This is a genomic window from Candidatus Pelagibacter ubique HTCC1062, assembly GCF_000012345.1.
In the GTDB taxonomy this organism is placed as follows: domain Bacteria; phylum Pseudomonadota; class Alphaproteobacteria; order Pelagibacterales; family Pelagibacteraceae; genus Pelagibacter; species Pelagibacter ubiqueversans.
Window position 1 is genome coordinate 1,191,818 of sequence record NC_007205.1, and the last position, 21,900, is coordinate 1,213,717.

30 protein-coding genes are annotated in these 21,900 nt (G+C 31.2%); 12 read left to right on the plus strand and 18 right to left on the minus strand.

The window, feature by feature from the left end; genetic code table 11:
* Position 1 precedes the first annotated feature (1 nt).
* From SAR11_RS06270 to SAR11_RS06290, 5 genes are all read right to left on the minus strand, one after another.
* Positions 2–955, minus strand: a complete 954-nt coding sequence (locus SAR11_RS06270) for an electron transfer flavoprotein subunit alpha/FixB family protein (RefSeq protein WP_011282254.1) — start codon at positions 953–955, stop codon at positions 2–4.
* Positions 955–1,704, minus strand: coding sequence for an electron transfer flavoprotein subunit beta/FixA family protein (locus SAR11_RS06275; protein WP_011282255.1), 750 nt, complete (start codon positions 1,702–1,704; stop codon positions 955–957). The genes SAR11_RS06270 and SAR11_RS06275 overlap by 1 nt, the downstream gene beginning before the upstream one ends.
* Positions 1,704–4,136, minus strand: coding sequence for a GcvT family protein (locus tag SAR11_RS06280; protein WP_011282256.1), 2,433 nt, complete (start codon positions 4,134–4,136; stop codon positions 1,704–1,706). The genes SAR11_RS06275 and SAR11_RS06280 overlap by 1 nt, the downstream gene beginning before the upstream one ends.
* 59 nt (positions 4,137–4,195) lie before the next feature.
* Positions 4,196–4,543 carry a hypothetical protein gene (locus tag SAR11_RS06285; RefSeq protein WP_230454324.1) on the minus strand — a complete coding sequence of 116 codons (348 nt, stop codon included), beginning with the start codon at positions 4,541–4,543 and terminating at the stop codon, positions 4,196–4,198.
* 97 nt (positions 4,544–4,640) lie between these two features.
* The gene (locus tag SAR11_RS06290) at positions 4,641–5,210 is read right to left on the minus strand and encodes an NAD(P)H-dependent oxidoreductase (RefSeq protein WP_011282258.1); all 570 of its coding nucleotides are present in this window, start codon (positions 5,208–5,210) and stop codon (positions 4,641–4,643) included.
* Positions 5,211–5,248: 38 nt separating this feature from the next.
* Here SAR11_RS06290 and SAR11_RS06295 point away from each other — a divergent pair, with 38 nt between their 5' ends.
* Positions 5,249–5,446 (plus strand): DUF4170 domain-containing protein, encoded by a 198-nt coding sequence (locus SAR11_RS06295; RefSeq protein WP_011282259.1) that lies wholly within the window; start codon positions 5,249–5,251, stop codon positions 5,444–5,446.
* Here the strand turns inward: SAR11_RS06295 and SAR11_RS06300 are convergent.
* The 7 genes from SAR11_RS06300 to SAR11_RS06330 are packed head-to-tail and all read right to left on the minus strand — an operon-like array spanning position 5,404 to position 9,425.
* On the minus strand, positions 5,404–5,826 hold the full coding sequence (locus SAR11_RS06300; protein ID WP_011282260.1) for a DUF6691 family protein: 423 nt from the start codon (positions 5,824–5,826) through the stop codon (positions 5,404–5,406). The genes SAR11_RS06295 and SAR11_RS06300 overlap by 43 nt on opposite strands.
* Positions 5,823–6,242: a YeeE/YedE family protein gene (locus tag SAR11_RS06305; RefSeq protein WP_011282261.1), complete on the minus strand. Its 420-nt coding sequence runs from the start codon at positions 6,240–6,242 to the stop codon at positions 5,823–5,825. Before SAR11_RS06305 ends, SAR11_RS06300 begins: the two co-directional genes overlap by 4 nt.
* Positions 6,243–6,680, minus strand: a complete 438-nt coding sequence (locus tag SAR11_RS06310) for a CoA-binding protein (RefSeq protein WP_011282262.1) — start codon at positions 6,678–6,680, stop codon at positions 6,243–6,245.
* Entirely contained in the window at positions 6,680–7,465 is a 786-nt protein-coding gene (locus SAR11_RS06315; RefSeq protein ID WP_006998023.1) for an enoyl-CoA hydratase, read from the minus strand. The genes SAR11_RS06310 and SAR11_RS06315 overlap by 1 nt, the downstream gene beginning before the upstream one ends.
* Positions 7,449–7,823: a hypothetical protein gene (locus SAR11_RS06320; RefSeq protein ID WP_006998022.1), complete on the minus strand. Its 375-nt coding sequence runs from the start codon at positions 7,821–7,823 to the stop codon at positions 7,449–7,451. Before SAR11_RS06320 ends, SAR11_RS06315 begins: the two co-directional genes overlap by 17 nt.
* Positions 7,823–8,230, minus strand: a complete 408-nt coding sequence (locus tag SAR11_RS06325) for an AAA family ATPase (protein WP_011282263.1) — start codon at positions 8,228–8,230, stop codon at positions 7,823–7,825. Before SAR11_RS06325 ends, SAR11_RS06320 begins: the two co-directional genes overlap by 1 nt.
* A 1-nt stretch (position 8,231) precedes the next feature.
* Positions 8,232–9,425: an aromatic ring-hydroxylating oxygenase subunit alpha gene (locus SAR11_RS06330; protein WP_011282264.1), complete on the minus strand. Its 1,194-nt coding sequence runs from the start codon at positions 9,423–9,425 to the stop codon at positions 8,232–8,234.
* 100 nt (positions 9,426–9,525) lie between these two features.
* On the opposite strand from SAR11_RS06330, the gene SAR11_RS06335 reads away from it, so the two are divergent.
* From SAR11_RS06335 to SAR11_RS06345, 3 genes are all read left to right on the plus strand, one after another.
* Positions 9,526–10,254, plus strand: coding sequence for a hypothetical protein (locus SAR11_RS06335; RefSeq protein WP_006998018.1), 729 nt, complete (start codon positions 9,526–9,528; stop codon positions 10,252–10,254).
* Entirely contained in the window at positions 10,247–11,605 is a 1,359-nt protein-coding gene (locus tag SAR11_RS06340) for a glycine cleavage T C-terminal barrel domain-containing protein (protein WP_011282265.1), read from the plus strand. Before SAR11_RS06335 ends, SAR11_RS06340 begins: the two co-directional genes overlap by 8 nt.
* 149 nt (positions 11,606–11,754) lie before the next feature.
* Positions 11,755–12,300: a hypothetical protein gene (locus tag SAR11_RS06345; protein WP_006998016.1), complete on the plus strand. Its 546-nt coding sequence runs from the start codon at positions 11,755–11,757 to the stop codon at positions 12,298–12,300.
* On the opposite strand, the gene SAR11_RS07080 is transcribed toward SAR11_RS06345, so the two are convergent.
* From SAR11_RS07080 to SAR11_RS06360, 4 genes are read right to left on the minus strand one after another with little or no spacing between them, the layout of a single operon-like run.
* Positions 12,297–12,467 carry a hypothetical protein gene (locus tag SAR11_RS07080; protein ID WP_011282266.1) on the minus strand — a complete coding sequence of 57 codons (171 nt, stop codon included), beginning with the start codon at positions 12,465–12,467 and terminating at the stop codon, positions 12,297–12,299. The genes SAR11_RS06345 and SAR11_RS07080 overlap by 4 nt on opposite strands.
* Entirely contained in the window at positions 12,460–13,071 is a 612-nt protein-coding gene (locus SAR11_RS06350; protein WP_006998014.1) for a DUF3726 domain-containing protein, read from the minus strand. The genes SAR11_RS07080 and SAR11_RS06350 overlap by 8 nt, the downstream gene beginning before the upstream one ends.
* 5 nt (positions 13,072–13,076) lie before the next feature.
* The gene (locus tag SAR11_RS06355; protein ID WP_011282267.1) at positions 13,077–14,729 is read right to left on the minus strand and encodes a hypothetical protein; all 1,653 of its coding nucleotides are present in this window, start codon (positions 14,727–14,729) and stop codon (positions 13,077–13,079) included.
* The gene (locus SAR11_RS06360) at positions 14,726–15,697 is read right to left on the minus strand and encodes a membrane dipeptidase (RefSeq protein WP_011282268.1); all 972 of its coding nucleotides are present in this window, start codon (positions 15,695–15,697) and stop codon (positions 14,726–14,728) included. Before SAR11_RS06360 ends, SAR11_RS06355 begins: the two co-directional genes overlap by 4 nt.
* 114 nt (positions 15,698–15,811) lie before the next feature.
* Here SAR11_RS06360 and purE point away from each other — a divergent pair, with 114 nt between their 5' ends.
* From purE to SAR11_RS06380, 4 genes are all read left to right on the plus strand, one after another.
* Positions 15,812–16,303, plus strand: a complete 492-nt coding sequence (gene purE / locus SAR11_RS06365) for a 5-(carboxyamino)imidazole ribonucleotide mutase (protein ID WP_006998011.1) — start codon at positions 15,812–15,814, stop codon at positions 16,301–16,303.
* Between the two features lie 9 nt (positions 16,304–16,312).
* On the plus strand, positions 16,313–17,359 hold the full coding sequence (locus tag SAR11_RS06370; protein ID WP_006998010.1) for a 5-(carboxyamino)imidazole ribonucleotide synthase: 1,047 nt from the start codon (positions 16,313–16,315) through the stop codon (positions 17,357–17,359).
* Between the two features lie 11 nt (positions 17,360–17,370).
* Positions 17,371–17,838, plus strand: coding sequence for a GNAT family N-acetyltransferase (locus tag SAR11_RS06375; RefSeq protein WP_011282269.1), 468 nt, complete (start codon positions 17,371–17,373; stop codon positions 17,836–17,838).
* Between the two features lie 118 nt (positions 17,839–17,956).
* Positions 17,957–18,163, plus strand: coding sequence for a cold-shock protein (locus tag SAR11_RS06380; protein WP_006998008.1), 207 nt, complete (start codon positions 17,957–17,959; stop codon positions 18,161–18,163).
* 81 nt (positions 18,164–18,244) lie between these two features.
* Here the strand turns inward: SAR11_RS06380 and SAR11_RS06385 are convergent, their stop codons facing one another.
* The gene (locus tag SAR11_RS06385; RefSeq protein WP_041185800.1) at positions 18,245–19,003 is read right to left on the minus strand and encodes an alpha/beta fold hydrolase; all 759 of its coding nucleotides are present in this window, start codon (positions 19,001–19,003) and stop codon (positions 18,245–18,247) included.
* Positions 19,004–19,062: 59 nt separating this feature from the next.
* On the opposite strand from SAR11_RS06385, the gene SAR11_RS06390 reads away from it, so the two are divergent.
* From SAR11_RS06390 to SAR11_RS06400, 3 genes are read left to right on the plus strand one after another with little or no spacing between them, the layout of a single operon-like run.
* The gene (locus SAR11_RS06390; protein ID WP_006998006.1) at positions 19,063–19,410 is read left to right on the plus strand and encodes a cupin domain-containing protein; all 348 of its coding nucleotides are present in this window, start codon (positions 19,063–19,065) and stop codon (positions 19,408–19,410) included.
* Between the two features lie 37 nt (positions 19,411–19,447).
* Positions 19,448–20,194 carry an aspartate/glutamate racemase family protein gene (locus tag SAR11_RS06395; protein WP_011282272.1) on the plus strand — a complete coding sequence of 249 codons (747 nt, stop codon included), beginning with the start codon at positions 19,448–19,450 and terminating at the stop codon, positions 20,192–20,194.
* A 3-nt stretch (positions 20,195–20,197) separates the two neighbouring features.
* Positions 20,198–20,638, plus strand: a complete 441-nt coding sequence (locus SAR11_RS06400; RefSeq protein ID WP_006998004.1) for a hypothetical protein — start codon at positions 20,198–20,200, stop codon at positions 20,636–20,638.
* On the opposite strand, the gene SAR11_RS06405 is transcribed toward SAR11_RS06400, so the two are convergent.
* Positions 20,628–20,939, minus strand: coding sequence for a hypothetical protein (locus SAR11_RS06405; protein WP_011282273.1), 312 nt, complete (start codon positions 20,937–20,939; stop codon positions 20,628–20,630). The genes SAR11_RS06400 and SAR11_RS06405 overlap by 11 nt on opposite strands.
* A gap of 109 nt (positions 20,940–21,048) precedes the next feature.
* On the opposite strand from SAR11_RS06405, the gene SAR11_RS06410 reads away from it, so the two are divergent.
* Positions 21,049–21,900 carry a DMT family transporter gene (locus SAR11_RS06410; protein WP_011282274.1) on the plus strand — a complete coding sequence of 284 codons (852 nt, stop codon included), beginning with the start codon at positions 21,049–21,051 and terminating at the stop codon, positions 21,898–21,900.

Sequence of the window (21,900 nt, forward strand, 5' to 3'; positions counted from 1 at the left end):
GTTATTTTTGTATAGTGTTTAATTTATTCAATTCTTCTAGGAATTGAGGAAGGGCTTCAAACAAATCAGCTTCTAAACCGTAATCAGCAACACTAAAAATAGGTGCCTCTCCATCTTTGTTTATTGCGACAATAATTTTACTTTCTTTCATACCAGCTAAATGTTGAATTGCTCCAGAAATACCAACTGCAATATATAGATCTGGCACTACAACTTTACCCGTTTGACCAACTTGATGTTCGTTACTTATGTAACCTGCATCAACAGCTGCACGCGAAGCTCCTATTGCAGCATTTAATTTATCTGCAATATCAGTAATTAATTTAAAATTGTCACCATTTTGCATACCTCTTCCACCTGAGATCACAATTCTTGCAGTTCCAAGTTCTGGTCTATCTGATTTAACTTCTTCTCTTTTAATAAATTTAGATAACGTAAACTCTTTTACCGAATCCATTTTTTCAATGGGTGCTGATCCACCTGAAGTTTCACAAGGTTCAAATGAAGTTGGTCTAATAGTTACACATTTTTTTGCATCAGTGCTTTTTACAGTTGCAAATGCATTTCCCGCATAAATAGGTCTGATAAATGTATCTGGAGATACCACTTTGATTATGTCACTAACTTGTGATGTGTCCATTAAAGCTGCTATTCTTGGCATTAAGTTTTTACCAAATGTATTAGCCGAACTAATTACATGGGAATAATTTTCAGAAACTTTAACAATCAATGGTGCAAAATTTTCCGGTAGAAAATTTTCGTAATGAGTGGCTTCAACTTGTATTACTTTTTTAACCAAGGGTATTTCAGATAAAACTTTTGCAACATCAGAGCAATTGTTTCCTATTAGTAATGCATGAACATCGCCATCAATTTGAGAGGCAGCTGTAATAGCGTTAAGAGTAAATGGTCTTAATTCTTTATTGTTATGTTCAACAATTAATAAAATTGACATTATATAACTTTCGCCTCATTTTTAAGCTTTTGCACAAGTTCAGCTACACTTGATACTTTAATTCCAGCTTTTCTTTTTGGTGGCTCTTCAACTTTAATTTGTTGAACTCTTGGTGTTGCATCAACACCTAAATCTGCAGCTGTCATTTGATCTATTGGTTTCTTCTTAGCTTTCATAATATTTGGTAGAGATGCATAACGCGGTTCATTTAATCTTAAATCACAAGTAACTACCGCTGGAACGTTAACTTTAATAGTTTCTAAGCCTTCATCAATTTCTCTAATTATTTCTAATTTATTGTCTTTAATGTCAATTTTTGATGCAAAAGTTGCTTGAGGCCAGTTCAATAAAGCACTCAACATTTGTCCTGTTTGGTTGCAATCATCATCAATTGCTTGTTTACCCATAAATACTAGATCAGGTTTTTCTTTATCAACAATTTTTTGTAATATTTTAGCTACTGCTAAGGGTTCGACTACGCCATCTACTTTAACATGAATTCCTCGATCAGCACCAACAGCTAATGCTTTTCTAACTGTTTCTTGTGCTTTTTCTTCACCAATAGTAACCGCAACTATTTCAGTTGCTTTACCTGCTTCTTTAATTTTTACAGCCTCTTCAATTGCATTATCATCAGGTGGGTTGGTTGACATCTTAACATTATCCGTAACAATTCCTGTGCCATCTTCTTTAACTCTGATTTGAACATTGTAATCAATAACTCTTTTTACAGCGACTAATATTTTCATTATGCTCTTAATAAGTTGTTTTCAGGATCATATGGGCTTTCTTCTAAAATTGTACAATCGTACATTTTACCAAGAATATCAATTTTCAATTTTTGCCCTGGTGTCGCAATCTCTGGTTTGACCATTCCTAATGCGATTGATTTTCCAAGTCTAAATCCAAAATCTCCACCAGTTGCACGTCCTATAACTTTTTCATTATCATAAATTGGATTATTCCCTAAAACATCTGCATCCTCTATATTGTGAACTTCCAAGGTAACCAATTGATTTGAAAATCCTTTTTCTCTCCATTTATTCAAAGCATCCAATCCTATAAAATTTCCTTTGTTGGGATGAACAAATCTATCTAACCCAGATTCGTAAGGTGAATATTCAATTGATAATTCTGTGCCAACAAGTTTATAAGATTTTTCAAGTCTCAAACTATTCATTGCTCTAATTCCATAAGGCTTAAGACCTAAATCTTTTCCAGCTTCCATTAATCTATCAAAGATGTGATTTTGATATTCAATTGGATGATGCAATTCCCAGCCAAGCTCACCTACAAAGTTTACTCTCATAGCGTTAACTGGTGCATTACCAACATCAATATTTTTTGCACTCAACCATTTAAAATTTTCATTTGAAAAATCATCTCTTGAAACTCTTTTCATTAGTTCTCTAGCTTTAGGACCAGATACAACTAGAACTCCCATACTGTTTGTTAAATTTTCAAATTGAACACTACCATCAGTTGGCATCCACTTTTGAATCCAGTCATGATCTAATCTTTGGTTTGCTCCTGCAGAAACTAAATAGTAACTTCCATCAGCTTCTTTCATGATTGTAAATTCAGAGTGCACTCCACCCTTAGTATTAAGTGCATGACATAATCCAATTCTTCCAATTTTTTTAGGAAGTTTGTTTGCAACTAAATAATCTAAAAACTCTTCAGCACCAGGTCCTTTAATTCTACATTTAGCAAATGCCGTCATATCTAAAAGACCAACATTCTCTTTTACATTTTTGCATTCTTGCTCAATTGCTTTAAACCATTTTGATCTTCTAAATGACCAATCATCTTTTTGCTCCATCCCATCGATTGCGAAGAAGTTAGGTCTTTCCCAACCAAATTTTTGACCAAATACTGCACCTAATGCTTTCATTCTGTCATAACAAGGTGATGTTCTTAATTCTCTAGCAGCCTCTCTTTCTTCATCTGGGTAGTGAACTTTAAATACATGATTGTAAGCTTCTTCATTTTTTTCTTTTAAATAAGATTTTGTTGCATAATCACCAAACCTTCTTGGTTCAACTCCAAGCATATCTATTGTTGGCTCACCATCAATTATCCATTCTGCAAGTTGCCAACCCGCTCCTCCTGCTGCAGTTATTCCAAAACTGTGTCCTTCATTAATCCAAAAATTTTTCAATCCCCATGCAGGTCCAACAATTGGGTTTCCATCTGGTGTATAACAAATTGCACCATTATAAACTTTCTTAACTCCAACTTCTCCAAAAGCTGGTACACGATGAATAGCTCCTTCTATATGCGGTGCTAATCTATCTAAATCTTCTTGAAATAGTTCATACTCTGAATCTTTTGATGGCCCATCAACATAACAAGCTGGCGCACCATCTTCGTATGGTCCTAATATTAATCCACCTGCTTCTTCTCTCATATACCATCTGCTGTCGCTATCTCTTAAAACTCCCATTTCAGGTAAGCCATCTTTTTTTCTTTTTACGATATCTGGATGAGGTTCTGTTACAATATATTGGTGTTCAACTGGTATTACTGGAATATCTAATCCAACCATTTTTCCAGTTTGTCTAGCAAAGTTTCCAGAACAAGAAATTACATGTTCGCATTCAATAGCACCTTTATCTGTTTCAACAATCCAGCCATCTTTAGTTTGTTTCATTCCAACTACAGCTGTGTTTCTATAAATCTCTGCACCTAAATTTCTAGCACCTGTTGCCATTGCTTGTGTTAAGTCAGCTGGCTGAATGTATCCATCTTCAGGGTGTTGGATTGCTCCAAGTAAATCTTCTGTACGGCACAATGGCCAAATTTCTTTTACTTGATCTGGTGTTAAAAATTTTACATCCACACCAATTGTTTGAGCAACACCTGCATATTGATGATACTCATCCATTCTATCTTTAGTGCTTGCTAAACGAATATTTGATACGACACTAAAACCAACATTTTGTCCTGTCTCTTCTTCTAATTTTTTATAAAGATCCACTGCATACTTATGAAGCTGTCCAACCGAATAACTCATATTAAATAATGGAAGTAGACCTGCTGCATGCCAAGTAGATCCAGATGTTAATTCTTTTCTCTCAATTAAAACAACATCAGACCAGCCTTTTTTTGCTAAGTGATAAAGAGCACTAACTCCTACTACACCACCACCAACTACAACAACTTTAGCTTTAGATTTCATTAACACGATTCCTACTAAATTTTCATTACGAACGAAACAAAATTCGTTTACCCTCTAAATTAAATTGAAGATCCTAGGGGCATTGGAGCGGACACCATTGTGGTCAACCAGCAGTCTTTGAAGGGACCATCTATTTTATACTTTTCAACCTGCCATTTAAATTTGTAATAGGATTTGTCTTTTCCAAGAACACTAACTTCAAACAAGGCTACTGAATTGTTAAGGTTTTCTTGAACAATTTCATGATCTAAATGATCTAATAATATTTTATATGACTTGCCCTTCAGCATGGTCTTAAATCTATCTAAAGGTCCTGTGCTTTTTCTATTACTAGGATGAGCAAATTCCCAGGTTTGTTCAATGCCATTATCTATAGTGGGAGAGTTGTTTTTTTGTAAACTTTTCAACTGAATTTCCACAACCTGGTATGGCTCAATATTACTATTAGGCTTTATTAATTCTGCTTGTGAAATTGTAAGACTTAGAAAGTAAATTAATAAGGTTTTATATATTATTTGCTGTCTTTTTAACGTCCTCAAGAAATTCTTTTCGTTTTTCATCTGTTACAAACGGTACTGCAAAATATCTTCTGTATACAATATTATAAATGCCACACATATGAAACACACCTCTTTTTAGCCTTCTAATAGGTAAATTTAAAAAAAATGTTGTAACCGCTAACCTTGGGGATCCATAGGTACAAAAGATTATAGCTTTTTTATCTTTTAAGTTTCCCATTGGATAACCATAATTTCCAACTAATTTTTTAAATGTGTAAGCCCATGGGGGTGACAAAACTTTATCTATCCAGCCTTCTACAATAGCTGGCATTCTAAAGTTCCAAATAGGTGCAATTAGAACAATAATATCACATTTCTCAATACGTCTTCTATGATCTAGAACGTCTTCTCCAGCTTGTTCACCTGCAAAAACTGGATTGAATTTATCTTTATATAAATCTACACAATCAACTGTATTACCGTTTTTTTCTGCTGTTTTAATAAATGTATCTCTAATAGCTGCATTAAAAGACTTTTCATTATAGTGCCCGTATAAAAGAAATATTTTTTTCATTACATTAAGGGTGTATAGACTAGAAAAATTAAAAATCTATGAAAAATTTTTACGTAGTTGCTGGTATTCATAAAGATCCAAATAAAATTGAAACTATCATTAAAGATACAGAAAAAAAATTTGGACCTTTTGAGGAGATTGAAGCTAATAATTTAGCTAAGAGTTTAATTCAAAAAAATATAGATGATTTTTATCATCGTGCTTGGATTGTTAAATCTAATAATTTAACCAAATAAAACCCAACAAACATAAAAATTACAAAGCTTACAGAATTTAAATTTAATAAAGCCAGTGAGGCTATTGCAGGTCCTGGACATAATCCAGCTAAGCCCCAGCCTGCACCAAAAAGTGATGAACCTATAATTAATTTCTTATTTAGTTCTTTATTATTTGAATAAGAAAATTTATCAGCAAAAATTGGTTTCTTATTATTTTTAAATAAATGAAAAAATGGTGAGGATATTATTAAAGCTCCAATCATAACAAATGCTAATGATGGGTCCCATTCTCCAAAAATATTTAAAAAACCTAAGACTTTAGCGGGATCTATCATCTGTGAAACAGTAAGACCTATTCCAAAAATTATTCCACAAATTAAAGATATAATCTTATTCATATTAAATTTTTTACCAAAACAGTTAAAATTCCAACAATCATAAATGTTACTGTTGCAATAATTGATCTTAAAGAAAATCTTCCAATACCACTGATGCCGTGTCCACTAGTACAGCCACCACCTATTCTTGTACCAGCTCCAACCAATAAGCCTGCAATTGCTAATAAATAAAATGAGTTTGAAATTGTGATATTGATTTCCTGTTGAGTAAATATTTTATAAACAATAGGTCCGATAATTAATCCAATTAAAAATAAAAAATTATCAAATCTATTATCTTTTGAAGTTAAAAAATTACTGGCAATTCCACTTATTCCAATTAATCGACCATTAAATACAAAAAAAATAATTACTGCTAAACCAATTAAGGATCCACCTAGAAATGCAGAGATTGGAGTAAAATTAACTATATTCATTTAACTTTGTAATACTGGAAAAGCAGGGTTTATATTTAAAAAAAGCTTTTGATATTCCATCTTTGTACATCTATTTTCAATATACTCAATATCATTACTCTCCACTAATTCTTTAGCATCAATGCTTCTAATTCCAAGTTGTAACCAAAGAACTTTAGCTCCAATTTTAACACTCTCTTCAGCATACTTGTTAGCTTCAGATGATGGTCTAAATACATCTACGATATCAATAGGTATATTAATATCTTCAAGTTTTTCAAAAACCTCTTCTCCTAAAATCTTTTGACCTTTGGCACTTGGATTAACTGGAATAACTTTAAAACCATATTTTTGCATATACTTCATCACTATTGTTGATGGCTTTTTATCATCTTTACTAACACCCACCATCGCTATTGTTTTATACTTTGAGAGAATTTCTTTTATTTTATCGTTCACTACTTATGTTTCCACTTAGGTTTTCTCTTTTGTAGAAACGCTGATATGCCTTCTTTAGCATCCATTGCCATCATATTTTTAGTCATCATTTTACTAGTGTATGCGTAAGCTTTTCTCAATGGCATTTCTAATTGATTATAAAAAGTTTGTTTTCCAATTTTAATTGTAAGACTTGATTTTGAAGCAATAGTTTTAGCAACTTTTAATACTTCATTGTTTAATTTTGATTTAGAAAAATGATTATTAACTAGTCCAATTTCTTTTGCGTAATCTGCTTTAATAGGCTCTCCCGTTAACAGCATATGCATCATTCTTTTTCTATTAACCTTTCTACTAACAGCAACCATCGGTGTGCTACAAAATAAGCCTATATTTACACCTGGTGTTGCAAAAATTGCATCATTAGTACTGTAAGCTAGATCACAACTTGCAACTAACTGGCAACCTGCTGCAAATGCTGCTCCATGAACTTTTGCAATAACTGGCTTTTTTCCTTCAACTATTTGAAGCATCAACTTTGAGCAAAGATTAAAAAGTTTTTGATATTTTTCTCTTTTCTTTAATCCACTTACTTCTTTTAAATTGTGACCCGCACTAAAACCTTTTCCAGACCCTTCGATAATTATTACCTTAATATTTTTGTTTTCATCTAGTTTTTTAAAAGCTTTAATTAAATCTCCTAAATTTTTTAATGAAAGAGCGTTATAGGTTTTTGGCTCATTAATGATGATTGAAGCAATATCTTTATTTAAAAGTTTAATTTTAATATTACTTAAGTTTGCCATCTTCTCTCATTTTGGCTCTAATTTTTGTTGCAGAAATTTGTTGAATTTCTTCTGACAAAACAACTTCTTCTATTTTGTAACCAACTCCTCTTCCATAACAAATATTAGTAATATTAGGAACCATCATTATTTTAAATCTTCCTTCAAATTCTGGGTTTAACTTTTCTTCAATATTTTTTTTAACTGTGTCAAAATCAAACGGATTATCGTCAACACCTTGAACATCTCTTATTTGAATGCAAACTTGACCTGTTTTTTTAATAATTTCTTGAAATAAAGCATAGTGACCATCATGAAATGGTTGCCATCTGCCAAGCATTTGTGCTGTTGGTTTTTTATTATCCCATTCGTACGCCATTATTTTATCTCCTTTATAATTATTGGTGCCCAATGTTTAGCATCTTGAGTTGTAACCTGACAATCAAATTTTTCAGGCTTTACAAACATTTTGTTAGTATCGTCAAAACGTCCCTCTTTTATTGTATTTACCCAAACTATATAATCTGCAGGAAACAAGTTTCTTGCCTCCGGTGTTGGGCAAACAAAGTCTGCTACGACATAATTTCCATCATCTTTTAATTTTTTTGCAAAATCTGCCATTCTACTTGCTTGTCTTGTTCTGCCTTCTTTTGAAAAATCCCAATCATTAGCTTCTTTTCTAACTTCATCAGCATTAAGTCTTTTAGCATTTAGTAATGGAGCAATTTCATTTGCTAAAGTTGTTTTGCCAGATCCTGGAAGACCCATAATTAATATTATTTTCATTTTAAACTAAGTTTGTTGCAACCCATTTATGAAATTCATGTGTAGGGTTATCCATTATCGGTGAAAAATTCCCACCATTATATACTGGTGAATTTCTACCTTCTTGCATACCCTCAATAGCTTTTATATCCTCAATCATTACTTCCTTCCAAAATTCTGCATTTTTTTTTCTCATCTCAGTAAACTCAGAACCATTTGCACTATCATCACCAACATAATACATCGTTAAATGTTCTTTAGTCTCACTAAAAGACTTAGGTTCTAACCAAAAAACATAAAAATGGTCTACATGAAGACCAATCATTACATTTGGAAATAAAGCGATATACTCAGCTTTTTTGAATAAGTCTTTAGGCCAATTTGGAAAATTATTGAAACTTTGATTTCCTTTAACAGGTTGATCATATTTATTTGTTCCTTGGCCAGCAAATCTATTTGGTAAACCTTGAATATGGTAATGATCACTAATATTTGAAACTTTATTTAATTCAGGATGTATCCAAGGCAAGTGATAACTTTCACAGTAATTCTCTATTGCAAACTTCCAATTACACTTAACATCAAGACTGAAGTATCCATGATCTTTTGAGTGCTTAAGTAATTTTTGATCTTCCTTAGATATAAATTTTGACCATCTTTCTTCGAGAGGCTTGATATATTCATCAAACTCTAATTCATTACTATTTATATTGATAAATATTATATCCATCCAAATTTTGGTTTTAACCTCTTTTAAATTGCTCGATGATTTATCGAATTTTTCTGTCTCATGAACATTTAGGCCTCCTATGTGAGGTGTCGCAACCAACTTTCCATCAAAATCGTAGGACCAGGAGTGGTATGGACATCTTAAGACATTTTTCAAAGCACAAGGCTCATCTAAAAGCTTGAAGCCTCTATGGCTGCAGACATTGTGAAATACCCTTATTTTTTTCTCTTTATCTCTTAAAATAATAAGAGGGATGCCTAGTAAATTATAAGGTTGAGCATCTCCTACATTTGGCACAGAACTTCCAACGCCAATCACCGTCCATTTATCCTTGAAAATCCTCTCTCTTTCAATGCTTAGATAGTCAGAGCTAGTGTAGCACTCGTTTGGTAGGCCATGGGCTTTCTCGATGGGGTTCCCAACCACTCTAATTTTTTCCAAGTCCAAGATTTTCGAAAGTTGAAGATTTTTAAGATTTTCAGACATTAAAAAAAATTATCACCAGCACAATTTTTGGCAACAAATATTTTATCCACAAGATGAATTTCTTTGACAGCATATACAAAAAAGATAATCATCAGGAAAAATGAATTTTTCACTTGAGGTTGGACCTCAAACAGATCTTAATACACTGCCTCCCGTTAAGGATGTTTATGTAACTATGCTTCCAGGAGGAGACTATAAAGAGACAGCTAACCAAACAGCGGCGTTAGTTAAAAAAGGATTTAATCCAGTTCCACATTTTCCAGCACGATCAATTACGGATGATGCTCAGCTTAAAGATTACATTGTAAGATGTAAAGATGTGGGTGCTAAACAAGCTTTAGTTATTGGAGGAAGTAGAGAGCCAGTTGGAAAATTTGATAGTTCAATTCAAATTTTAGAAACAGGATTTTTTGATGGAATTAAAATAGGAATAGCAGGACATCCAGAGGGAAGTCAGGATATTTCTGATAAAGAATTAGAAAAGGCTATGATAGATAAAAAACCTTACGCCGACTATATAGTGACCCAGTGGTTATTAGAGAGTCAACCTATCGTAGATTTCATTTCTAAGCAGTCAGTACCAGTGCATGTAGGAATTACTGGGCCAATGAAAATAACTAGCTTAATTAAATTTGCTAATATTGTCGGGGCGAAAAATTCTATAAATTTTCTTAAGTCTAATTTTAGTAAGGCATTAGATTTATTGAAACCTAAAGACCCTAATGAATTAATTGGGAAAGTGAAAGAGTTTACTGGTAACTTCCACATTTATACATTCGGCGGCTTGAAGGAAACAAACAAGTGGTTGAAGGAGAACGGTTATGTCTAATGAATTTGACTATACTAAACTAAATCATGTAACTTCAGTTGATCAATCAGATCGTGAAGTACCATACAACTTAAGACAGAGTGGGCCTACAAAAGTTGAAATGTTAATTTCAACAAGAGTAAGAAAATCTCCGTATTGGCATTTATCAATGCAAGCAGGTTGTTGGAGAGCAACTGTATACAATCGTATTTATCACCCAAGAGGATATGTAAAGCCCGAAGATGGTGGAGCGATGGTTGAATATGAGGCAATTAAAAATCACGTTACAATGTGGAACGTTGCTGTTGAAAGACAAATTAGAGTTAAAGGTCCGGATGCAGAAAAGTTTACTGACTACGTTATAACTAGAGATGCAACTAAAATCTCACCCATGAGAGCAAGATATGTAATTTTATGTAATGCTTATGGTGGTGTTTTAAATGATCCTATTCTTCTTAGAATTTCAAAAGATGAATTTTGGTTCTCACTATCAGACTCTGATATTGGAATGTATCTTCAAGGTGTTAACGCTGATGGAAGATTTGATTGTACAATTGAAGAAATTGATGTTTGCCCAGTGCAAATTCAAGGACCTAAATCAAAAGCTTTAATGAAGGATCTTATTGGAGATCAAGTGGATCTAGATAATATGCCTTTCTATGGTTTAGCTGAAGCAAAAGTTGGTGGTAGAGATTGTGTTATTTCACAATCTGGTTTCTCAGGTGAAGCTGGATATGAAATCTACTTAAGAGAAGCAACTAAATATGCTGACGATATGTGGAATGCTGTTCTTGCTGCAGGTAAAAAACATAGCCTAATGGTTATAGCCCCTGCTCACCACAGAAGAATTCAAGCTGGAATTCTTTCTTGGGGACAAGATATGGATCATCAACACAATCCTTTCCAGTGTAACCTTGGTTACCAAGTTTCACTATCTGGCAAAGGTGAGTGGAATAAAAAAACTGACTATGTTGGAAAAGCTGCATTAGAGAAAATGGGTGCAGATCTTAAGGCTGGTCAAAAACCTTACAAACTTCAGTTAGTAGGTCTTGAGTTGGGTGGAAAACCAATTGAAGAATATGCTCCTGACTTTTGGTTAGTGTCACCTGAGAGTGGTGGAGATCCTGTAGGATTTATCACATCACCTTGGTATCACCCTGAAAAAGGTCAAAATATAGCAATGGGATATGTGCCATTTGATGGAACATTAAATGCTAATGGTTTCCCAAAAGGTAAAGTTGGAACTAAGTACAAAGTTCACTTACCTGCTAAATATTCTGACACACCAGGAACGCCTGTTGATGCTGTGGTAGTGGATATTCCATTTACAGAATCGTTTAACGCAAACACAAGAGAAGTCGTTAAAGGTTAAATTAATTATTTGGGGGAGGTTAATTCTCCCCCACTAATAATGACAAAATCATTCCTAATCGTAATTTGCATAATAATAATAATTGCTTTAATACTCTTTCCACTATTTGTTTCTTACAAAGCTCAGAAAAATAGTAAAAAAAATAAATAATGTTTGGTCAATTTTTAAATATAGTTGTTCGGTCTATTAAATTAGATAAATCTCTTTACAAAGATAATAAGAACTTTGGTGAAGCTGCAATATATTTTGCAGGCCTTATCATGATACTAGACGGGCTAGCAGGAGCTGTTGCAGCAAACACTGTTATTAAAACTGCTGTTGCAATGTCTGGTTTAACTGCCATTCTTACTTGGTTTGTATGGGGACTATTTATTTATGTGATCGGTGTAAAATTATTTCCAGATAAAGATACTAAAGTTTCATTTAAAAAAGTTTTAACAGCTGTTGGGTTTGCTCATGCACCAGGGCTTTTAAGATTTTTTGCTGTAACACCAGATTTAATGATCCCAATTATATTTTTAACTCAGTTCTGGATATTTGCTGGATTAATCATTTCAACAAAACAAGTTTTAAATCTAAAGTCTAATTTTAAATCATTTGGAATAGTCTTTTTAGCTTTTTTAATAATTGCTTTTCTTTCAATATCTTTTGTAATGAGCAAAATGAATGCTTTGCCTATAAGCAATATCAGTTAAATTGGAAATATAGTTTTTGAAAGCTTACAAGAATTACAGGTTTTAAATCCTGTTAAAATTAAATTTTGAGAAACACTCGGGTCTTCTTTTTTACACTCTTCACAAAAATTATCTAATTGAAGAACTTCTTCATCATTATTATCTTGATCATTAAAGTCTTTAGTCATTATCAGTAAGGCCAGCTCCTGCTCCACCTTGTTTTAAGCTTTCATTTTCTTCAACAAACGTTTCTTCTGAAAGCTTATAAAGCTCATTCCATTCTTTTTCTTCAAACGAGTCTCTGTTTTCTAAAACTTTTAAATAAATATTTTCAGCAGATTCAATAATTTCGTTTTTAGTGTAATTAGAATAAATATTATTATTAAAGTTTAATAAAAACTCCCTGTCATCCATTTTTAAGAATATTCTTTTACCGATTACCTCAGCTGCTCTACTTACAAATGGTAGGAAAAGTAATGGATATGAGACTTTTTTAAACGTTATCTCATTTAAAGTTTCTAGAGTTTTAATCTGATCTAAAAAATTTACCCCTGCGATTATTGGGCAATATTCATTTTTACCAGCCTCATTGTCTTGCTTTATGATGCTGATATTCTCTAACCTTATTTCTTTTTTTTTCTTAAAAAAACTATTTAAGTTTTTAATTCCAGGCAAACTAAAAATTTCGAGTAGTCTTATATTTTTTCCAATCTCTTCTGCAATCCCCCATGAATATCCTGCAGCTCTACTTGATCTTTTAGAAACTGTATCTATTTCGCTTAATGATCTCATGATGATTAATTATAAACCCAATGTTCATCATAGTTTTTTAATTGCTCTGGTAGGGGTGCTCCTTGAAACATACATATTCTTAGCCACTTATCAGAACGTGGATCAAATTTTAATGCTCCAAAAAAAGATAATTTTAGTCTCAACATATCAATAGGCATTATTTCTTGGCCAATAGTATTGTCTTGTATTTCAGAATAAGGAAATTTCTCTACTATAAATGCTCTTCTTACAACGTGTCTTAACTCATTATTGGTTGATAAAAATTTAGCAATAGTCCAACTATTTTTAGCAACCGTTAACGATTCATAAAGTTTTTTAATATCTCTTGCAATTGCTAAGGGTTGCTCTAACTCAGCACCCACTTCATCAAATCTATTTGCTAGTCTTGGTTCCTCTTTATTTTTTGAGATAAACCAAAAATTTAAATTATTTTCATCTTTGGTAAAATCTATTGTTAAGATATCTGGATATTTTTTTTCTAAAATTAGCTTTAAGTCTTCTACCGTTCGCTCAGTTGGAATATTGAAATATTTTTCTTCTTCAGAGCTCATTTCTTTAATTAATGGAGACGTTATATCATCATAAGGTTCCATCATCATTGAGACGACATATTCAATGCATTCTTCACAATATTTTTTTTCTAAATACAGATATAATTCGTTAAAGGCATAATCTTGCTCAAAATTAAATTCATTATCTAGATAGACAATAAATTCATTAAGATCTTTCAATAAAGATTTAATCTTATTTATTTGATATTCACTTTCAGTATTCCAAGAAGTGATATTCTTTATTGATTTTTTTAAACATTCTAAAAATAAGTTTTTATCTTTCTCTGATATTGTTTTTATCTCTCTTATTTTTTTTAAAGAAATTTCTCTTGCTGAAATCCAGTTATTTAAAAGAGTTGGATGATTAACAATAAATGGCGCCATTCCAAGACCTGTAGAATTTCCTATTCCTAAACCTTTACAAATATTTATATCAAGATTTACAGCTTTTTTTGGATTCTTACTTTTTGCAACGTGATTAACTTGATCAAAAGTAAATTGTCTTACCAGATAAACCAACATCATTTCCAATCTAAATGGACCATATATTTCTTCTCGGTCTTTAATTCTAAATCTGTCTGCTAAGCCAAATTTACCTGACCCATAAACTGCTGTGGTTCTATATAAATAACCAACACTAGTTAACAAATCATTATCAGGCTGCTTACCTTCGCTTAAACATTCAACCACATGATTGAAAACTCTTACTGATTTATTAGCTCTTGAAAGAGTTAATTCTTTATAAGAAAGTCTGCCAAATTCTTGTTTGGGTACTTCGTTTTTTAATCTTTCAATATCTTGTTTTTTTGGAACACCATCAAAAAGTGTGAAGGCTGCATCCCATTTGGTAGCTATAACTCTATCTGATCTTTCATTATCATCTAATTCATTTGCAAAACAAATTAATGAATACACTCTATTTTTTTTCTTAAATGAATAAACTGCAGTACCATAGCCATGTTCGTTTAATTCAAATAAATCTCTTTTGTAATTCCAATCCTTAAACTCTTTTAAAAAACTTCTTAAAAATGAAAGTTTAGATTGATGAAAAGATCCAAGTCTTGATAGCTTCATTACTACATTGGGATCTCTTAAAGAAATATTCATTGATTCATTTCTTTGTAAAAATTGTACCAGTTGTTTCCAAGAATTCCATTTACTTCACTTTCTGAAAAACCAACTTTTTTAAGTCCTATCTCTAAGTTTTCAAATCCTCTTGCATCTAAAAACCAATCAGGTTGTTTTGGAAAACCAGGTTTGTTTTTAGACCCTTCTCCATAATTTTTGCTTTTAGTCCAAGTACCATTTCTCATCCACTCAACAATAGTATCTGGTTGGTTTAAACAAAGATCTGAACCTATTCCAATTTTTTCAACTCCCATAATCTCAGCAGTCTTAGCTGTCATTTCACAAAAGCTTTCCAAAGAACAATCTGTTCCATCTTTTAAATGATGAGGATATAAAGATAGACCCAACATTCCTTTGTGTTTGGATAAAATTTTTAATAGTTCGTTTGATTTGTTTCTCTTAGCTGGGTGCCAAAATGATGGATTTGCATGAGTTATTGCAATTGGTTTTTCACTTATCTCAATTGCATCAATTGTACTTTTTTCTGCTGAATGAGACATGTCTATTACAAGACCTAATCTATTCATCTCTTTAATTACCTCTTTACCAAAATTAGTAACCCCACTATCTATTGCTTCATAACATCCCGTCGCTAGTAAGGACTGATTATTATAAGTAAGCTGCATAAACCTACATCCTAAATCATAAACTTTTTCAACCAATCCAATATCATCTTCTATAGGTGAACAATTTTGAAAACCAAAAAAAACTGCAGTTTTATTTTCAGATTTAGCTTTTTCAATATCTTTAAAACTTTTACCGTGAAAAATTAAGTCGGAATTTTCTGAAAAGTGATTTTCCCAATTTTTTAATACCGTTTTTAGCTCATCAAAATCTTCGTGGTAAACAATAGTTACATGGATTGCATCCAGTCCTGCTTGTTTATTGATCTGAAAAATTTCTCTAGACCAGTTACAATATTGTAAATTATCAATTTTAAAATTCATTGTGATCTTCTTTGTTTTAAAGAATACCAATAAGATAGATAAATTCTATTAATTTTATTGAAATTTTAGGCTTAATTTGAAATAACAATTTACGTTAGAATAAAATTACAACAAATGGCTAAAAATAAATTAAACAAAGTATCAATTGTTATGGGTAGTCAATCTGACTACAAAACCATGACATTTTGTCAAAATATTCTTAAAAAATTAAACATAAAATTTGAAACAAAAATAATATCAGCTCATAGAACCCCTAAAAGAATGTATGAATTTGCTATTAATGCTGAAAAAAATGGTATTGCAGTAATTATTGCTGGAGCTGGTGGATCTGCACATTTACCAGGAATGATTTCAGCCCTTACTTCTCTACCGGTACTAGGTGTTCCAATTGAAAGTAAAAAGCTGAAAGGTCTTGATAGTCTTCTATCCATTGCACAAATGCCAAAAGGAATACCTGTTGGAACATTAGCAATTGGAGAAGATGGTGCAATTAATGCTGCCTTATTAGCTGCATCTATTATTGGTCTTAGTGATTTAACTGTTAAGAGAAAATTAAATCAGTTTCGTTTAAATCAAAGCAAATCTGTTAAAAAAAAACCCAAATAGTTGTAAAATATGTCTAAACCAATTCTTGGAATTATAGGGGGAGGTCAGTTAGGTAGTATGCTTGCTATTGCTGCAAATAAACTTGAAATTAAAACAGTTATTTTTTGCAATGATATTGATGCTCCTGCCCAAAATTTTTCTAATGATTTTGTACAAGGTGAATATAATGATAAAAACAAGATTAATGAGTTTTTGAGTAAAGTTGATGTTGTAACTTATGAATTTGAAAATATTCCCTATGAAACATTAAATGAAATTAATAAAATAAAACCTGTTTTACCAAAACCTTCTGTAAATAGAATAATTCAGCATAGATTAGCAGAAAAAGATTTTATCAATAATCTAAATATAAGAACTACAAGATATGTATCTATTGAAAAAAAATCTGAAATAGATTCTGTTGAAGATTTATTACCTGGTATACTCAAAACTACTACATTAGGATATGATGGCAAAGGTCAACACCCTATTAACAGTTTAGAAAATTTAGACTCAATTGATGTTGATTATTCAAAAGGTTATATTTTAGAAAAATTAGTAAAATTAAAAAAAGAAATTTCAATAATCATTACTAGGTTTGGTATTCAAAAATATGAAATTTATGAACCCATTGAAAATGAACATGAAGATCAAATCTTAAGAAATTCTAAAATTCCAGCAGAGATTAGTGATAAAATATTAGAACAATCAAAACTATGGGCTACAACAATTGCAGAAGAATTAAAATATGTTGGAACTTTGTGTGTTGAGTTTTTCATTGACAGGAATGATAACCTTTATGTAAATGAAATTGCACCAAGAGTTCATAACTCAGGGCATCTAACAATTAATGCGTATAATGTAAGTCAATTTGAAAATCATGTAAGAGCAGTTTGTAAACTAGAGCAAATACCTCTTAAAAAAATATCCAATGCAATGATGACAAATATAATTGGAGATCAAATTACTAATTACAGAAATAAAGAACACAATGAAAATGAATTTTTCTTTGATTATCTTAAAAAAGAAATTAAACCAAAAAGAAAAATGGGGCACCTAACAACTCTTCTTAAGTAGATATTACTCATATGCTAAAATCAATCGAAGGAAATTTTGATAATCCAGAAGTTCATGAGCTACTTATAAAGCATTTCATTGAGTTAAGATCTGTGTCACCTGAAGGTAGTGCTCACGTACTTGATATAGCTGGATTAAAAGATCCAACTATTAAATTTTGGAGCCTGTGGGAAGAAAATGACCTAATGGGTAGTGGTGCATTAAAATTCCTAGATAAAGAACATGGTGAGTTTAAATCTATAAGAGTTAGTGACAACTTTAGAGGTAAAGGAAATGGTACAAAAGTCATAAATCATCTAATTAATGAGGCAAAAAAACTTAATATTAAAAGATTGAGTTTAGAAACAGGTGCTGGTGAGTTCTTTTTAAATGCCAGAAAACTATTTAGTAAGTGTGGTTTTAAGCCCTGCGAGCCCTTCTCTCATTATAAAAAAGATATCAACTCTATTTATATGACCATGCTAATAAGCAACAAATAAGTCTTTAATTATTTATTCTTTTAAATTTAGTTGACAAAACCTCAATAAATCTAAACAAAGCGTGAATTACTTAATTATAAGTAATAAAAGTAACACAATAAAAAGTAAGAAGATAAATATGAGTCTACAAGGAAAAGTAAAATGGTTCAATCCAACTAAAGGTTTTGGTTTTATTGAAAGAGAAGATAAAGAAAAAGATGTATTCGTTCACGTTTCAGCTGTTAGAGATGCTGGTATGAACGGTTTAGATGAAGGTCAAGCTTTGACTTTTGAAGTTGAAGATGGTCCAAAAGGTCCTTCAGCGGTAAATTTAAAAACTGCATAATATTCACACTTTCTATTGGCTGCGATTTTTTAATTAAATTAATTTTTTAATTATTTAGCTAAATATTTCAGCCAATACCAATCAGTTTTTTTTAAGAAATTCACTCACTATTGTATTAAATTCATCTGGCTTCTCTAAATGGACATTGTGAGAGCAGCCATTAACTATTCTAAGTTCACTATTTATAATATTTTCTTTTAAAGTTTCTACTTGGTTGAAGTTATAGGCTTTGTCTTGATCTCCCCAAATTATCAAAGTTTCATTCTTAATATTTTTTAAATTTTCAATACCACTCCAATTTTTCATAGCAACAAGAGCATTGTCCGCCGCCTCTAAAGAAGTTTGTTTACCCGCTTCTTCACATAAATAAAAATATTTAGATTTATCCTCTTCAATGAACCATGTTTTTGCAATTCTATAAGCTGTGTTATCCAGTCCATTAATTTTTAGTTTGTCTCTAGAAACATCTATGGTTTCAAATCTGCCAGGTATATTTCCTCTTGGTCCTGTACCATAACAAATTAATTTTAATATTTTTTCACCTGCTAACTTTGCCATTTCTTGCACGATCATGCCACCCATTGAGTGACCTAATAAATAAAAACGTTCTATTTTCTTTTTTTCTAAACTTGTCAATATAGATTTAGCCATACCTTCAATTGAATTATATGAGTTAACTTTATTACTTTTTCCAAAACCGGGTAATGCTGGTGCCAAAACTCTAAAATTCTTTTTAAAAAAGTCAGTTTGCAAAGTCCACATCTCAGATGATCCTAAAAAACCATGCACTAACACTAGTGGAGTGCCACTTCCCATATCTTCAATAAATATATCTTGCATATTTATATTTTATTAATAATCATCGAATATAACAATTTAATAATAAGTAACTAACAAGTATGACAAATAGAAAAATAACTGACCTTTATGATGTTGAATTCACTCCATTTGATAATTATGGGGTTGTTGTGCCTGGAATGAGTTGGCATAAAATTAGCTATAATAAAGAAAATGGTGGTAATGGAACTTATCTTTTAAAGATGGAACCAAATGCTAAAAGTTTGCCCCATGTGCATACAGGCTTTGAGGAATTTTTGATGTTAGAAGGTGAATTAACTGATCCAGATAATAAAGTTTTTAAAAAAGGTGATTTTGTTACTTTTGAACCAGGCTCTACACACTCATCCTTTACTAAAGATGGTTGCTTAATTTTAGTTTTTATGAGAGGTATCAACAAACCTCTTTAAGGAATTATTAAATAAATTTAATAGAAAATATATATTTATGATTGGAATTTTAGGCGGAATGGGAACTCAAGCGGGACTTGATTTTTGCAATAAACTCGCAATGTTAAATAGAGGAAAAAGTGATCAAGAATACCCTTTATTCATGCTTTATAACAAATCAAATATTCCTGGAAGACCAGAATCTATTGGTGTTCAAACTAAATCATTATCTACAATTCCAAGAAACTCAAAAAATACAAAAAAATATAATAGAGTTTTAAAAAGTTTGTTAGATGGATGTAAATCATTAGAAAAAAGTGGGTGCAAATTTATTGTTATACCCTGTAACACTGCACACTATTGGTATGAAGATTTAAGGAAAAAAATCAAGATACCGATCATTAACATGCCTAAAGAAGTTTTTATACAAACAAAAAAAAGTTGTAAAAAAAATTCTAAAATTGGACTTCTTGCAACAGAGGGAACTTTAAAAACTGAGATTTATGATAAAATTTTTAAAAAGGATTATGTATTGATTAAACCTTTAAGTAATTTACAAACAAGTTCAGTAAACAAAACAATCAAACATGTAAAAATGGGCAATATAAAACTAGCAGAAAAAACTATTAAGCCTGCAATTAAATATTTAATCAAACAAAAATGTAAAAAAATAATACTTGGCTGCACTGAGATACCTATTGCAATTTTTGCATATAAATCTTTACAAAATGCTAAAGTTTCAAAATTGTACCTTGATCCTAATTTAATATTAGCCAACTCCTGTATGGCAAAATATAAAAAATAGATAATGAATATAAAAGTCAAAAAACCATATGTTATATATATGGCTGAAATTATTTACTCCTACGTTTCTATTGAAAAGAATAAAGATCCGGAGCTTGATGTAAAACAAGCTATTAATAAATTCATGGAAACTAATGAATTTATAAAATTAAGCACTGGTGCATTACATGACGAATGGTTTGGTGAATTAAAAAAAAATGAGTATCTAGACAAAGATACTGGAAATAAAATACCAGATGAAACCATTAAACTTTTAGAAATTCAAAAAGATATGACTATTAAAAATTTAATTAAAATTCCTAAACTTTACGAGACTGAAAACAATACTCTCATCGAAGCATCAAATAGAGCACAACAATTTTTATGGCGTATGTGTGAAAGTTATGAACTGTGGTGTAAAGAAACTGGGCAATCAGAGCAGCTATTATTGGGTATTACTGATTAGCTAATTGAATAATTTTACTTGTTTTTTCTATTCTACTTTTTACTAAAGCAAAAAACTCTTCTTGACTTTCTTCTTCTTCAACTTTTAATTTTTTATCATCTACAAAGCTTTTAATATTTTCAGTAGGAGACTTACCGGTAATTTCTTTAACTGCTTGATTAGAACCATATGAAAGGCCAGCTTGATAGATATTACCAGAACTAGCTAATGTATAAGCAGGTCCTAATAAGGCTGCACTTTGCACACAACCATTAAGAAAAAATAGCAAAAATAATCCAGCAAATATCTTTTTTAAAATCATTATACTCCCACTTAATCCTAAGTATTTAAAAGCACAACTCAAGAGAGAAAGTGTTCATTTTGGATATTAATCTCTAATATTGGTATAAAATATAGCCTATAACCTTGGTATGGTTAAAATTTTTCCATTCATTTTTATTGTTTTATGGTCCTCCGCTTTTGTGACAACAAAACCAATAATAGATAACAGTGATCCCTTCGCAGCATTAGCATTTAGATTTTTTGTGGTAGCTTTTGGTTTCTATATTTATTCAATTTATATAAAACAAAAAATTTTAACAAATTCAAGAAACCTTCTACAATCACTTTTTAGTGGGGTACTTTTTCATGGTGTTTATTTAGGAGGTGTTTTTTATTCAGTTTCAATCGGAATGCCCACCGGTATTGCTGCATTAATTGTAACCTTACAGCCAATTTTAACCAATGCTTTAGCAGGAAAATTTTTAGGTGAAAAAGTTACTTTTAAACAATGGATTGGAGTGATCCTTGGATTTATTGGTGCAGCTTTAGTTTTAGGTTTTGATATTGGATCAAGCCTTCCTATTTTTGGAGTGATAGCTTCTTTTGTGGCTCTTCTGGCGATCACAACTTCTACTTTATGGCAAAAAAAAATAAGTAATAATTTACCTTTATCTGTCAGTAATATGTATCAAGCAATAGGTGGCTGTTCTTTTCATATAATAATTATTTTAATTTTTAGTGAACCTTATATTAATTTTACATCCACATTCTTAATAGCAATGAGTCATCAGATATTCCTTGTATCTTTTGGAGCTTTTACAATCTTAATGTTTTTAATTAAGAACAACTCAGCAAGTAAAACTGTTTCTATATTTTTTTTAATACCCCCTACTACCGCAATAATGGCTTGGATATTTTTGAATGAAAAATTGAATAATCTAGATTTAGTTGGTTTTGCTGTGGCAACTTTTGGTGTTTATATTGCAACAAGAAAGCAATAA

Excerpts from the sequence above, each read along its gene's own strand:
- SAR11_RS06300 (WP_011282260.1), bottom strand. The coding sequence starts at position 5,826 with ATGAATAAGATTATATCTTTAATTTGTGGAATAATTTTTGGAATAGGT.
- purE (WP_006998011.1), top strand. The coding sequence starts at position 15,812 with ATGGCTAAAAATAAATTAAACAAAGTATCAATTGTTATGGGTAGTCAA.
- SAR11_RS06325 (WP_011282263.1), bottom strand. The coding sequence starts at position 8,230 with ATGAAAATAATATTAATTATGGGTCTTCCAGGATCTGGCAAAACAACT.
- SAR11_RS06370 (WP_006998010.1), top strand. The coding sequence starts at position 16,313 with ATGTCTAAACCAATTCTTGGAATTATAGGGGGAGGTCAGTTAGGTAGT.
- SAR11_RS06385 (WP_041185800.1), bottom strand. The coding sequence starts at position 19,003 with ATGCAAGATATATTTATTGAAGATATGGGAAGTGGCACTCCACTAGTG.
- SAR11_RS06405 (WP_011282273.1), bottom strand. The coding sequence starts at position 20,939 with ATGATTTTAAAAAAGATATTTGCTGGATTATTTTTGCTATTTTTTCTT.
- SAR11_RS06390 (WP_006998006.1), top strand. The coding sequence starts at position 19,063 with ATGACAAATAGAAAAATAACTGACCTTTATGATGTTGAATTCACTCCA.
- SAR11_RS06375 (WP_011282269.1), top strand. The coding sequence starts at position 17,371 with ATGCTAAAATCAATCGAAGGAAATTTTGATAATCCAGAAGTTCATGAG.
- SAR11_RS06395 (WP_011282272.1), top strand. The coding sequence starts at position 19,448 with ATGATTGGAATTTTAGGCGGAATGGGAACTCAAGCGGGACTTGATTTT.
- SAR11_RS06350 (WP_006998014.1), bottom strand. The coding sequence starts at position 13,071 with ATGAGATCATTAAGCGAAATAGATACAGTTTCTAAAAGATCAAGTAGA.
- SAR11_RS06315 (WP_006998023.1), bottom strand. The coding sequence starts at position 7,465 with ATGGCAAACTTAAGTAATATTAAAATTAAACTTTTAAATAAAGATATT.
- SAR11_RS06270 (WP_011282254.1), bottom strand. The coding sequence starts at position 955 with ATGTCAATTTTATTAATTGTTGAACATAACAATAAAGAATTAAGACCA.
- SAR11_RS06400 (WP_006998004.1), top strand. The coding sequence starts at position 20,198 with ATGAATATAAAAGTCAAAAAACCATATGTTATATATATGGCTGAAATT.
- SAR11_RS06410 (WP_011282274.1), top strand. The coding sequence starts at position 21,049 with ATGGTTAAAATTTTTCCATTCATTTTTATTGTTTTATGGTCCTCCGCT.
- SAR11_RS06345 (WP_006998016.1), top strand. The coding sequence starts at position 11,755 with ATGTTTGGTCAATTTTTAAATATAGTTGTTCGGTCTATTAAATTAGAT.
- SAR11_RS06320 (WP_006998022.1), bottom strand. The coding sequence starts at position 7,823 with ATGGCGTACGAATGGGATAATAAAAAACCAACAGCACAAATGCTTGGC.
- SAR11_RS06295 (WP_011282259.1), top strand. The coding sequence starts at position 5,249 with ATGAAAAATTTTTACGTAGTTGCTGGTATTCATAAAGATCCAAATAAA.
- SAR11_RS07080 (WP_011282266.1), bottom strand. The coding sequence starts at position 12,467 with ATGACTAAAGACTTTAATGATCAAGATAATAATGATGAAGAAGTTCTT.
- SAR11_RS06275 (WP_011282255.1), bottom strand. The coding sequence starts at position 1,704 with ATGAAAATATTAGTCGCTGTAAAAAGAGTTATTGATTACAATGTTCAA.
- SAR11_RS06330 (WP_011282264.1), bottom strand. The coding sequence starts at position 9,425 with ATGTCTGAAAATCTTAAAAATCTTCAACTTTCGAAAATCTTGGACTTG.
- SAR11_RS06340 (WP_011282265.1), top strand. The coding sequence starts at position 10,247 with ATGTCTAATGAATTTGACTATACTAAACTAAATCATGTAACTTCAGTT.
- SAR11_RS06380 (WP_006998008.1), top strand. The coding sequence starts at position 17,957 with ATGAGTCTACAAGGAAAAGTAAAATGGTTCAATCCAACTAAAGGTTTT.
- SAR11_RS06335 (WP_006998018.1), top strand. The coding sequence starts at position 9,526 with ATGAATTTTTCACTTGAGGTTGGACCTCAAACAGATCTTAATACACTG.
- SAR11_RS06290 (WP_011282258.1), bottom strand. The coding sequence starts at position 5,210 with ATGAAAAAAATATTTCTTTTATACGGGCACTATAATGAAAAGTCTTTT.
- SAR11_RS06305 (WP_011282261.1), bottom strand. The coding sequence starts at position 6,242 with ATGAATATAGTTAATTTTACTCCAATCTCTGCATTTCTAGGTGGATCC.
- SAR11_RS06280 (WP_011282256.1), bottom strand. The coding sequence starts at position 4,136 with ATGAAATCTAAAGCTAAAGTTGTTGTAGTTGGTGGTGGTGTAGTAGGA.
- SAR11_RS06360 (WP_011282268.1), bottom strand. The coding sequence starts at position 15,697 with ATGAATTTTAAAATTGATAATTTACAATATTGTAACTGGTCTAGAGAA.
- SAR11_RS06355 (WP_011282267.1), bottom strand. The coding sequence starts at position 14,729 with ATGAATATTTCTTTAAGAGATCCCAATGTAGTAATGAAGCTATCAAGA.